General features: G+C 57.3%; 13 protein-coding genes. 11 read left to right on the top strand and 2 right to left on the bottom strand.

All coding sequences use genetic code 11. The annotated features are described in order from the left end of the window. Positions 1-41: 41 nt before the first annotated feature. Complete coding sequence (locus tag ABD735_RS13985; protein WP_344807476.1) at positions 42-515, bottom strand: hypothetical protein; 474 nt, start codon at positions 513-515, stop codon at positions 42-44. Between the two features lie 161 nt (positions 516-676). Between ABD735_RS13985 and ABD735_RS13980 the strand changes: the two genes are divergently transcribed. Next, positions 677-1906 (top strand): saccharopine dehydrogenase family protein, encoded by a 1230-nt coding sequence (locus ABD735_RS13980; RefSeq protein ID WP_344807474.1) that lies wholly within the window; start codon positions 677-679, stop codon positions 1904-1906. Positions 1907-1915: 9 nt separating this feature from the next. On the opposite strand, the gene ABD735_RS13975 is transcribed toward ABD735_RS13980, so the two are convergent. Continuing rightward, a complete protein-coding gene (locus ABD735_RS13975) occupies positions 1916-2497 on the bottom strand; it encodes a ComF family protein (protein ID WP_344807472.1) in 582 nt (193 codons plus the stop codon). 464 nt (positions 2498-2961) lie between these two features. Here ABD735_RS13975 and bioB point away from each other — a divergent pair, with 464 nt between their 5' ends. From bioB to ABD735_RS13925, 10 genes are all read left to right on the top strand, one after another. Further along, entirely contained in the window at positions 2962-3939 is a 978-nt protein-coding gene (gene bioB / locus ABD735_RS13970; RefSeq protein ID WP_425548619.1) for a biotin synthase BioB, read from the top strand. Positions 3940-3941: 2 nt separating this feature from the next. Next, positions 3942-5117 (top strand): 8-amino-7-oxononanoate synthase, encoded by a 1176-nt coding sequence (gene bioF / locus ABD735_RS13965; protein ID WP_344807468.1) that lies wholly within the window; start codon positions 3942-3944, stop codon positions 5115-5117. Further along, entirely contained in the window at positions 5114-5956 is an 843-nt protein-coding gene (locus ABD735_RS13960) for an alpha/beta hydrolase family protein (protein ID WP_344807466.1), read from the top strand. The genes bioF and ABD735_RS13960 overlap by 4 nt, the downstream gene beginning before the upstream one ends. Beyond that, complete coding sequence (locus ABD735_RS13955; protein ID WP_344807464.1) at positions 5949-6803, top strand: malonyl-ACP O-methyltransferase; 855 nt, start codon at positions 5949-5951, stop codon at positions 6801-6803. Before ABD735_RS13960 ends, ABD735_RS13955 begins: the two co-directional genes overlap by 8 nt. A 24-nt stretch (positions 6804-6827) precedes the next feature. Beyond that, the gene (gene bioD / locus ABD735_RS13950) at positions 6828-7538 is read left to right on the top strand and encodes a dethiobiotin synthase (RefSeq protein WP_344807462.1); all 711 of its coding nucleotides are present in this window, start codon (positions 6828-6830) and stop codon (positions 7536-7538) included. A gap of 26 nt (positions 7539-7564) precedes the next feature. Beyond that, the gene (locus ABD735_RS13945) at positions 7565-8347 is read left to right on the top strand and encodes a crotonase/enoyl-CoA hydratase family protein (RefSeq protein WP_344807460.1); all 783 of its coding nucleotides are present in this window, start codon (positions 7565-7567) and stop codon (positions 8345-8347) included. A 60-nt stretch (positions 8348-8407) separates the two neighbouring features. Then, entirely contained in the window at positions 8408-8695 is a 288-nt protein-coding gene (locus ABD735_RS13940; RefSeq protein WP_344807458.1) for a hypothetical protein, read from the top strand. A gap of 116 nt (positions 8696-8811) precedes the next feature. Further along, the gene (locus ABD735_RS13935; RefSeq protein ID WP_344807457.1) at positions 8812-9084 is read left to right on the top strand and encodes a flagellar biosynthesis protein FlgE; all 273 of its coding nucleotides are present in this window, start codon (positions 8812-8814) and stop codon (positions 9082-9084) included. A 2-nt stretch (positions 9085-9086) separates the two neighbouring features. Next, positions 9087-10013: a putative metalloprotease CJM1_0395 family protein gene (locus ABD735_RS13930; RefSeq protein ID WP_344807455.1), complete on the top strand. Its 927-nt coding sequence runs from the start codon at positions 9087-9089 to the stop codon at positions 10011-10013. A 244-nt stretch (positions 10014-10257) separates the two neighbouring features. Beyond that, positions 10258-12057 (top strand): acyl-CoA dehydrogenase C-terminal domain-containing protein, encoded by a 1800-nt coding sequence (locus ABD735_RS13925; RefSeq protein ID WP_344807453.1) that lies wholly within the window; start codon positions 10258-10260, stop codon positions 12055-12057. Positions 12058-12061: the final 4 nt, after the last annotated feature.

Below are 12061 nucleotides of genomic sequence, written 5' to 3'. Positions count from 1 at the left end.
GAGGTGATCAAAAATCAAGCTGTTTGTTTATTATTTAAACGCTAGCGCAAGGTCACCGGCAAATCATACTTGTTCAACCGCAACCAGCTCTCATCCACCACCCATTGCACCGCCTCGATATCGTCATGCTCAAGCATGATCTGCTGTGCACGGGCCTGCATGCTGGCGAACTCTTTCTGCGCATCAATCATCTCGGGTGAATCTTCCTTGACGTCCTGAAGCCTGGGAAATACAGTTCTGAGGCCCTGAGTGAGCGACACATTTTCACCGTGCAGGGTGCTCATGGTCACCACGCCGTCGTGCTCCTCAAGAACACGAAACGGATAGGGGTAGGCCTGTAGCGTCTTGTCCTCGACGAGTCGTTTATTGAGTGTTGTCGAGTGGATACTGTCGCTCAGAATCCAGGCGATAAACATGGCGGCCAACAGCATGACGATGGCGAATTGTTTCTTGTCGGACATGGCTTCTCCGGAGCTGGCCTCGTTCGGCGAGATGGGTTTGCTTGCGTCAGTCATGACCTGTTTCCTGTCAGTATTAGCAAGAAATTGAGCTAATAGAATAAAAACCTTAGGCTTTACAGGGTTTACGTACAATGGCTGAAAACCGAGAGCCTGGGCTGTTATGCCCGAGGGTATGCGTCGCGCAAGGCAGCTTGGCACATCAGGACAAGGATTGAATGATAGCATCTAGACGGTTCGACATCGTACTTTTTGGCGCCACGGGGTTTACCGGCCAGCTCACTGCCGAGTATCTGGCCCGCGCCAGTTTCTCCTCCAAATTCCACTTCGCCATCGCCGGCCGCAGCCGACAGAAGCTCAAGCGACTGCAACGACGACTGGTCTCCATCAATCCTGCGTTGAGCGATCAGATTGGACTGATCAAGGCTGATGCCAGGAAGCCTGGCGAACTGGCCCAGATGGCGGCATCAGCAAAAGTTGTGCTTAGCACGGCTGGCCCCTTCGTGCATCACGGCGAATTACTGGTGAAGGCCTGTATTGACGCGGGAGCACATTACGCTGATATCACAGGCGAGCCCGAATTCGTCGATGGTTTGCGAATCAGGTGCGATGAAGCTGCCGCTGCACGCAAGGTAAAGATCATTAACTGTTGTGGCTTTGACTCTATTCCCCACGATTTCGGTGCGTTTTATACGGTGCAGCAGCTGACTCGCGGGCTTTCCAATGAAAGTGTGCAGAACAGCGACCTGGCTGTAGAGGGCTTTGTGAGTGCGAGTGGAAGGCTTTCTGGTGGAACGCTATCCTCGGCCATTCATGCCTTTTCGCGGGTAAAGACCTATCTGCTCCAGCGCAGCGATCTCGACAAGCCTGACACGGAGCGAGTCATTCGACCCATGTTCCCGAAACTTTCGAAGCGTGAAGTGCTGGATGCGTGGGCCTGTCCGTTCCCTACCATCGATCCACAGATCATTCTGCGGTCGGCCGCGAATGATCCACGCTATGGCGGTCGATTCACTTACGGTCACTACGTCAAGGTGGAGAGCCTGCTGAGAATAGTGGGCGGGGCTGCTTTCCTCGGCGGCGTATTTGCATTGTCGCAGATCAGGGCCTCACGTGAATGGCTGCTGTCGAAGGCAGGGAGCAATGCCGGACCTTCAGAGCATCGTCGGGCGAAGTCCTGGTTCGAAGTGATTTTTCGTGGCGAGTTGAGCCTCGAGGGCGATGAGCCTGAAGAGCGGGAAGTGCTGACCAGCGTGTCGGGCAAGGATCCTGGTTATGACGAAACAGCCAAGATGCTGGCCGAAACCGGGCTCTGCCTGGTTCAGGACGCCCGTCGTCTGCCGAAAGTCTACGGCGTGGTGACGCCAGTCATGGGCCTAGGTGAGCCAATGTTGAAGCGACTTCAGGCAAGTGGCATCAAATTTAGACTGCTGGAAGAGCACCGGTAGCGTCCTGCGTCAGCACTGGCTTTTTCGGGCCAGAGCGAATGCCAGTACGGTCAATGCTGGATCCGCGGCCTTGAGTGCCCGTGTGCATTCATCGGCCGTTGCGCCGGTCGTCATGACATCGTCGATCAGCACGATGATGCTGACGCTGCGCTTCCTGCGTAGCCGTTCCAGGCGGCCTTGATCTGCCACGAAAGCTTCTCGCATGTTTTCGCGGCGGCTTTCCGGGGCCAGCGCAGCCTGAGGGCGGGTCGCTTTGGCACGAAATAGCAGCTGGCTCTCCACTGCGAAACGTCGAGGTGCGGCCAGGGCGAGGGCGATAGCCGCTGCCTGGTTGAATCCACGTTGGCAGGCTTTCCTGCGGTGAAGCGGCACAGGTACCAGGCAAACATCTTCAGGTTGATATCCGTCAAGCAGGGCATTGAACTCAGCTGAGGCACTGGAAGCCAATGGCGGAATCCAGTGGAGCGCCGCCCGATACTTGATGCTGCGAATCAATTCATCGGCCGGGAACTCATACTCGAGACCACATCGCGCCCTCTCATAGACAGGTGGAACCCTAACACATTGACCACAGATGAGGTCTGGCGGCATGCTCGCCGCCAGGTCAGGGTGCAACAGTCGGGCGCTTCCAACGTTGCCACCACAGACAGAGCAGGGTGAGCGAACGCGTGGCAAATCATCAAAGCAGCCTTCGCATAGGGCGCTGTCATGCGTTTCACCTGAACCGCACAATAGACAGCGCCTCAATGGACGTCTGAATCCTGCCTCGAGATGGGCTGCGCTCTTATCAAGCCAATGAGCTAGCCTGTAAACTTGAGGGCGCAAAAAAGTTGACAGCTTTTGCTGGAACATGAACACTTCACTCCTTGAATGTTCAACGATCGTGATTGATCAATCCTTAATCGACGCTGCTTATACCGGAAACGCTTATGTCTGTCACATCTGTATCGCAATGGTCACCCGAAAATACATCTGCCTCAGCTGATCCTGGTGCTTTTGACATCGGTGCCGTTCGTCACGACTGGACAGTCGCGCAGGTCAACAAGCTGTTTGCCATGCCGTTCAATGATCTGCTGTTCGAAGCGCAGCGCGTGCACAGGCAGCACTTCAACCCGAATGCGGTTCAGGTCAGTACCCTGTTGTCAATCAAGACCGGTGCCTGCCCTGAAGACTGCAAATACTGTCCACAGAGTGGCCACTACAACACTGGCCTGGAAAAAGAGAAGCTGCTGGAGATTGAGAAGGTCGTTGCTGCCGCTGAGCGTGCCAAGGCCGCCGGATCAGGTCGCTTCTGCATGGGCGCCGCATGGCGTAATCCACGTGAGAAGGATATGCCCTACGTGGTCGAGATGGTGCGGCGCGTGAAAGAGCTCGGTCTCGAAACCTGTATGACGCTGGGTATGCTGGAAGAAAAGCAGGCGGCGGAGCTTGCTGAAGCCGGTCTGGATTACTACAACCACAACCTGGATACCTCGCCTGAATACTATGGTGAGATCATCACGACCCGTACTTACGGCGACCGTCTGGATACACTGGCGCACGTCCGTGATGCTGGCATGAAAGTGTGTAGCGGTGGCATTGTGGGCATGGGTGAAAGTGCGAACGATCGTTCGGGTCTGCTGAAGCAGCTGGCCAATTTGCCGCATCATCCTGAAAGCGTGCCTATCAATATGCTCGTCGCTGTGAAGGGTACCCCGCTGGAAGATCAGGCGCCGCTGGAGCCCTTCGAATTTGTTCGCACCATCGCTGTCGCGCGCATCATGATGCCGAAGTCCTACGTTCGCTTGTCGGCCGGTCGCGAGACCATGAATGAGCAGATGCAGGCCATGTGCTTCTTTGCTGGCGCGAACTCCCTGTTCTACGGTGAGAAACTGCTGACCACTTCTAACCCGGACGCCAATACTGATATGGCCTTGTTCGGCAAGCTCGGCATTCAGCCTGAGCATCTGGCTGTACAACAGGCGCATCCTGCGCTGGCTTCTGTACCGTCGAGCCAGGCTGGTCAGGAACAATTCTATAATGCTGCCGGCTAAGTATGCCGTTGCCAGCCAGCTGGGGGCTCGAAAAGACCCTCGCTGAAATCGCAGATGCGGGACAATTCCGGCAGCTGCGTCTATTGGAAGGCGGGCAGGGCGCACGAGTCACTATTGACGGCCGCACCCTGCTCAACTTCTCCAGCAATGATTACCTCGGTCTCGCTGCTCACCCGGCTGTCGGCAAGGCGCTGAAGACGGCTGTCGATATCTACGGCGTCGGCTCAGGCGCTAGCCATCTCGTCTGCGGTCATACTTCTGCACATGCGGCGCTCGAAGACGCGCTAGCTCGTCTGACTGGGCGCTCCAGAGTTCTGCTGTATTCCACTGGTTACATGGCCAACCTTGGCGTTGCCTCTGCATTGCTGAGCCGCCAGGATGTTCTGCTGCAGGACAAGCTGAATCACGCGTCACTACTGGATGCTGCCGCCATCAGTGGGGCGAAGCTCGTCAGATATCGTCATGCGGATATGCAGCATCTGGAAGAGCGACTTGCGGCACTGGCGCCATCCGAGCAACGGGTGCTTGTCAGTTCAGACAGTGTGTTCAGCATGGATGGCGACGTGCCAGATCTGAATGCGCTGGCAAGCTGCACCGCTCAGGCTGGCGCAGCCTTGCAGCTCGACGACGCCCACGGTCTGGGCGTTCTGGGCGAGCAGGGCGGTGGCGCCTGTGAGGCCTACGGTCTGGATGAAGCTGCCGTGCCCGTACTTATGGGTACCTTTGGCAAGGCCCTCGGCACAGCAGGCGCTTTCGTCGCTGGCAGTGAACAGCTGATCGAGACGCTGATCCAGAAAAGCCGGACCTTCATGTACACCACGGCCATGCCCCCAGCGCTGGCGGCTGCCACGTCACAGAGTATCGAGCTACTTCAAAGCGAGGGCTGGCGACGGCCGCATCTGCAGCAGCTGATCGCAGGCTTCAGGAAAAAAGTTTCTGCGCTCGGCCTGGATTTGATGCCTTCCGACACGGCCATACAGCCATTGCTTGTCGGTGAGGCCTCGGCAGCCGTCAATCTCAGCAAGTCGCTGCTCGACAAGGGCTTTCTGGTGGTGGCAATCCGGCCACCGACCGTGCCTGCGGGCCAGTCCCGACTGCGCATCACCCTGTCAGCTGCACATGACGAGAACGATGTCGATCAACTGGTTCAGGCGCTGGCCGAGTTGGTCGGGCGATGAGCGCACTGCAGATCATAATTGTTGGTGGGTGGGCGCAAACGACTGGAAGCTATGGGTGCCTTGCTAATGCGCTCGAGAAAGCGCTGATTACTGAAAACAGCGGGGCGATTACCCACACGCGCATTCAGATCCTGCCGCTCGAATCCAGCGCCTCTACGCTCTACAGCCAGCTGGATCTGCTCGCCAGCGCTTGCCGCGAAGCAGCGACGCCGGTGCTCTGGCTCGGTTGCTCACTCGGCGGTTTGCACCTGCTCCAGTGGCTTGAGCGACGAAGAGCTGGTGAGCCGGATCTGCGCCACGCTAAGGAGTACCTGGTACTGTTCGGCACCAATCCACGATTCTGTGAGTCACTTGAAACAGCCTGGCCTGGCATGCCCGCGGCGGCTCTAGACACCATGTTCGCCGATCTTGCAAAGGATCAGTCTCGAACCATCCGCGCCTTCAATATGCTGCAGTGCAGCAAGCTGCCAGGCAGTCGACGTAAGCAGGCGCTGAAGATGCTGAATGACTCACCAGCTTCGGCCCCGAGTGCTGTCCTGGAAGAGGGTTTGCAGTTTCTGAGGCGCGAGGATCTTCGAGCGTCATTCGCTTCATCTCCGATACTCGCTATGGCGCTGTTTGGAGAGCTGGATCCACTAACGGGTGAGAGTGTGGCAAAAGCCTCGGACAGGCTCGTCGCTGGCCTGCCTGTTGGCCGGATGCCGCGACCCACTGTCACGCTTATTCCACATGCTGGTCATTACCCCGATGAGCTGAGCAGTGCCTCGATCGCCACGCAGTGCAAAGACTTCATTCAGACCGCACACCCGCAGGACCTGAGGCTTGAAGCCCATGGATAAGCGACACGTCGATCGCTCCTTCAGCCTCGCCTCCAAAAGCTACGACGATCACGCCAGCATACAGCGGCGAATCGGTGAGTCACTGTTGAACGGGCTCGCCGAGCGCCTGAAGCATAAAGGCCCCCAGCACGCCCAGTGCCGCGTCATCGATGCCGGTTGTGGCACGGGTTATTTCACCGACCCGCTCGCCAGCCTGCTTCGGAATTGGCGGGCGAAGGACGGAGCCATGCAGGCTGACGCGAGGGCTGCCGGGGATATCCTGTTGGTCGCGCTTGATCGATCAGCTGGCATGCTGGACGTGCTGGCTGAAAAGCACGGCCAAACCCAAAAGCCAGGTGTTCAGCTCGCGCCACTGCAGGCTGATCTCGAGTGCCTGCCGCTGTATTCAAATAGCTGTGATGTCGTGTTCAGCAATCTCGCCATGCAGTGGCTCGAGCAGCCGTCGATCTGGCTTGATGAGGCAGTCAGGGTGCTTCGGCCGGGAGGCTGGCTGGTCTGTTCAACATTGTTGCCCGGCTCGCTTATTGAAATTCAGGCCGCTTGGGCAGGACTGGACCAGGCTCAGCACATCAACAATTTTGAGCCACTGGAAAACCTTCAAGCTGCCGCACCGCCTGATGCGCTTGTGACACGGCAGCGCTTCACCGAGTACTTTCCTTCGGCGCTCGACGCCATGCGCTCGGTCAAGGCCGTAGGCGCACACACGGTATTGCACGGTGCGCGTCAGCAGCTCACCACGCCCGGCCGGATGAAGGCTGTTCTGGCTGCGTATGAGCAGCAGCGGCAGCCCGAGGGTGTGCCACTCAGTTATGAAGCGGGTTTTATCTCCTATCAGAAACCCATGTAGGCAATTGAGCAGAGCGGAGCGGCAATGACTTATCGTTTTTTCGTGACTGGCACTGATACCGATGTCGGCAAGACCTTCGTGGGCTGCGCGCTTCTGACTCACGCCGCGGGCAAGGGCTTGTCGACACTGGGGCTCAAACCTGTCGCCGCCGGTTGCGAGCGGACCCCTGAAGGGCTGCGCAATGATGATGCGCTCAAGCTGCAGGCGGCCTCGACGACGGCCGTTGAGTATGGCGATATCAATCCTGTTCAACTCGAAGACGCCATAGCGCCGCACATCGCCGCGCAACGGGGAGGGCAGCACGAACAACTGCAGGTCGGCAGCTTGAAGGCTCATGTCGAGCGGGTGCTGACTGAACAGCAGCCTGACTTCGCGATCGTGGAAGGGGCTGGCGGCTGGCTGGTGCCCCTGAGCAGCACTGCCGGCCAAACTGAAACCTTTGCCGACCTGGCTGTCGCGCTGGACTATCCGGTGATTCTTGTGGTCGCGCTACGACTGGGCTGCATCAACCATGCCTTGCTAAGCTGCGAAGCCATTCGGGCGCGTGGCCTGAAGCTCGCTGGCTGGGTAGCAAACCGGCCCACTGCTGCGGTCATGGCTGCAGAAGCGGAGAACCTGGCGACGCTGAAAGAACTGCTCCACGCGCCATTGCTCGGCACCCTGAATTTTTCAGAGGATGCACCTGAGGCTGACCGGGCTGTTAAAGCGGCTGCGAACCTGTCTGGACTACTTTAGTTTCAAATAAAGCGGAGGCTTGGCACATGGAAGACTCTCCAGTACGCGTAGAAGAAAATGGCCAGGTCTGCACGATCATTATGGATCGGCCCTCCAAGAAAAATGCAGTGGACCGCCTTACAGCCGCAGCCCTGCGGGAAGCATTCGATCACTTTGAATCGCACGACCAGCTGAGAGTTGCGGTGCTCTGGGGTGCTGGTGGCAGCTTCTGTGCTGGTGCTGATCTGGCTGCCTTGGGCGATCCTGAGAGACGTAATATCGTTGATGAGGATGGCAAAGGTCCCGGGCCCATGGGCCCCACCCGAATGCTGTTGAGCAAGCCAGTCATCGCGGCTGTTTCCGGCTATGCCGTCGCCGGCGGACTGGAACTGGCACTGCTGTGCGATATGCGTGTTGCCGAAGAATCCGCAGTATTTGGCGTATTCTGTCGACGGTGGGGCGTGCCCTTGATCGATGGCGGCACTGTTCGTCTGCCTCGCATTGTTGGCCAGTCCCGGGCGCTCGACATGATACTGACCGGTCGCCCCGTCCATGCGCAGGAAGCCCTGCAGATGGGGCTTACCAATCGAGTCGTGCCTGATGGCACCTCGCGTTTTGCCGCCGAAGAACTGGCCGCTCAAATAGCAGAATTCCCTCAACAATGCATGCTCGCCGACCGGGCCTCAGCCTATCGCCAGTGGGACCTGTCACTGGCGGATGCCCTGCAAAACGAAGGCAGGAACGGCCATCCCATCATTGAAAGCGAAGCCCTATCCGGGGCCGACCGGTTTGCGAGAGGGGCTGGTCGACACGGTCAATTCGATAACTGACGCAAAGTGAAGCTGCTAAAGCTGCGTCTACCGTCAACTTGTCACTTTCAGCTACCGAAGATGCACGTGTTCATAACCCTCAGCTTGTCAGCCGGTGTGGACTATGCATCCCTCCAGACCGGAGACCGATCTCGCAGTACATATCTATTGGTCGGCCTAGCTGGTCGGTTAGAAGTGCAGACAACCAGTGATGATGACTTCTTCGGTTTTGTCCTCGGCTATGACGCTGGCGATCTGTTCGGCAGCAACCCAACTACTGATTACATTCTCGTTGACTGGAAACAAGGTACACAAAAAGTCGGCATACGAACCCTCACGATTCTTTACATCATGCTGTTTGAAAATTGAACAGCTGCTTGGTAGCGTAGATACTGCGGCTGAAGCCCTTCTTATCAAGTAGGGCTCCCGTCCAGACAGCGTCATATTTGATGGCGCGGTCAGGCAACGAAACAGGCAGGTGGCTTATGATCAGTGGCGCAATGAATGCCGGAGTCCAGGGTATGCAGAACGGTATGCGGGGCATGCAGGCCTCCGCAGAACGGCTGACCCAGGCGACGACTACAGGTACCACGCAACCCCAGGCTGTTCAGCAAGGCCTGAGCCAGGCGAGCGGACTCGATGAGATCACCAGTGCGGTTGTGGACCTGAAACTGTATGAAGTTCAGGCGACAGCTTCTGCCAAAGTGGTGAAAACGGCGGACGCCGTGCTCGGTACGCTGCTCGACACGATGGCCTGAGCATGTTTTCTACCATTGGTAGCGTCAATAGCGCTTTCCAGGGTCAGCAGGCCAGCGCCGCTAATTCAAGGGCGCTGACCACTGCTCCCACGAGCGCGGTCGGCCCAACGGCAGCCTCGGCTTCTGCGCAGGATGCCTTTGCGCTGAAGACTGGCTCTGATGGTCGCTCACTGGTAGCGACCGATCTTCAGCCCGTGCAGCGCGTCGATGACAAGACTGCTGCCGACGCACCTGGCACTTCCAGAACCGTTAATACTGACGAAGACACTACCTCGCGGGCGCTAAGAGGCAAGGAGGACGGTGAACTTGGTAAAGAAGCTGGCCAGAATGCCGACGCTCCCGACAAGGCAGAACTCGAAACGAAGCTTGATGAAACTGAGCTACGCCTGATTCAGGACCTCGCCAGTCGGGACCGTGAGGTCAAGACCCACGAGCAGGCGCATGCGAGTGTAGGCGGTGCCTATGCCGGCGCGCCCTCATATACCTACACCCGTGGCCCGGATGGCAAGCAGTATGCCACTGGCGGCGAAGTCTCGATTGATACCGGTGCCATCGAGGGCGATCCCGATGCGACCATAGATAAAATGCAGCAGGTGGTTCGCGCCGCACTGGCGCCTGCAGAACCCTCTGCCCAGGACAGAAAAGTCGCTGCCGCGGCGAGTCAGGCCATCAACGCAGCACGTGCAGAACTGGCTGCCATGGAGAAAGCGGCGACTGAGTCTCAAATTCCAGAGGAGACCGAGGCCAGTGCTATTGCCTCAGACACCGAAGAGGGCAATTCGGTGGTGGAAAATTCTGATGGCTCCGGCGGAAGAGCACCGTCGTCACTGGCCTCCGAGCCTACGCGCCCCGCCAATGAGAACGCTATTCAGCCCCGCGAAATGCAGCGAGCAATAGCCACATATCAACAAATATTTACTGCAGCTTAACCCGATCCATCTTGACAATTGCCCGAAGCAAACGTATGTTTCAAACACTTGTTTGATACTGGTTATTTCCAGAGTAGCCCGTGATGTTCGGTTTTCATGCCAAACGGCTCGTCTGGAAATTCAACAATACCCTCTCCCGATACCGGGGAGGGCAATAAAGCCTTCGGGGCACATGGATCGAAATTGCAGCTACTGGTTAGCTGAAGCGAATCCGATGGTCACCTGGCAGTGAAGAGGTAAAGTCATGGTCGAATACAAAGCTCCACTTCGTGACATCAGTTTCGTCATGAACGAACTGCTGCATGTTGAAAATCATTACAGCGAACTGCCAAGCGCAGAGATGACATCACCGGATGTGGTTGAAGCCATCATCCAGGAAGGTGCCAAGTTCTGTGAAGGTGTACTTTCGCCCCTTAATTCTGTCGGTGACAGCGAAGGCTGTACCTGGTCTGAAGATGGCGTCAAGACGCCAACCGGGTTCAAGGAAGCTTACAAGCAATTCGTCGAAGGCGGCTGGCCTTCCATGACCGGTCCTGAAGAATTCGGCGGTCAGGGCATGCCAGAATCACTTGGTCTCGTCATGAGCGAGATGATCGGCACGGCCAACTGGAGCTGGGGCATGTACCCGGGTCTGAGCCATGGTGCGTTTAATACCATCGAGCAGCACGGCAGCGCCGAGCAGAAAGCAGCTTACCTGCCAAAACTGGTGAGCGGTGAGTGGACTGGTACCATGTGTCTGACCGAACCACACTGTGGATCGGACCTGGGTACACTGCGTTGCAAGGCCGAGCCTACAGCAGACGGCGCCTACGCCATCACCGGTACCAAAATCTTTATTTCCTCTGGTGAGCACGATATGGCCGATAACATCGTCCACATCGTTCTTGCTCGCCTGCCTGGTGCGCCACAGGGCACCAAGGGCATTTCACTGTTCATCGTGCCAAAGTTCGACGTTGATGCTGAAGGCAACATGGGCGACCGCAATGCCGTCAAGTGTGGCTCTATCGAGCACAAGATGGGTATTCACGGTAACTCGACCTGCGTCATGAACTTCGATGGCGCCAAGGGCTTCCTGATCGGACCTGAGAACAAGGGTCTGAACTGCATGTTCACGTTCATGAACGTGGCCCGTCTTGGTACGGCTATCCAGGGGCTTGGCGCTGCCGAGCTCTCTTTCCAGGGCGCGCTGACTTACGCGAAAGATCGTCTGGCCATGCGTTCACTGTCAGGTACCAAGAATCCTGATGGCATCGCTGATCCGATCATCGTTCACCCGGACGTTCGTCGCATGCTGCTGACGCAGAAAGCCTTTGCTGAAGGCGCTCGTGCGATGATCTATTTCGCTGCGATGAAGGGCGATCTGGTCAAGGACAGTGCCTCTGAAGAAATTCGTCGCGAAGCTGATGAAATGCTCGGCTTCCTGACGCCAATCGCGAAAGCGTTCCTGACTGAAGTCGGCTACGAAGCTTCCAACCTTGGCATGCAGGTGTACGGCGGCCATGGTTTCATCTCCGAGTGGGGCATGGAGCAGATAGTTCGTGATACCCGTATCGCGCTGATGTACGAAGGCACGACTGGTATTCAGGCGCTCGACCTGCTGGGTCGTAAGGTTCTGATGACGCAGGGCGAGTCGCTGAAGCGCTTCACCAAGCTGATTCACACCTTCTGCAAGGAAAACGAAGGTAACGAGCTGGCGAAAGAATACGTTGAGCCTTTGACCAAGCTGAACAAGGAGTGGGGCGAACTCACTACGAAGATCGGCATGGCAGCCATGAAGAACCGTGATGAAGTAGGTGCGGCTTCAGTAGACTACCTGATGTACAGTGGCTATGCCTCAATGGCCTACTTCTGGGCTCGCATGGGTCTGCTGGCCAAGCAGAAGCTTGAAGCAGGCAGTGACGAAAAGGCGTTCTACACAGCCAAGGTTCAGACCTCGCAGTTCTACTTCAAGCGCCTGCTGCCAAGAACCCAAGCTCACGCTACTGCTGCGGTAGCCGGCGCCGAATCGCTGATGGATATGGATGCAGAGCACTTCGCGCTCTAAATTC

This window comes from Allohahella marinimesophila (genome assembly GCF_039538005.1).
In the GTDB taxonomy this organism is placed as follows: Bacteria; Pseudomonadota; Gammaproteobacteria; order Pseudomonadales; family Oleiphilaceae; genus Allohahella; species Allohahella marinimesophila.
The sequence above is the reverse complement of the archived record's forward strand: the minus strand, read 5'-3'. Positions and strand labels throughout refer to the sequence as shown.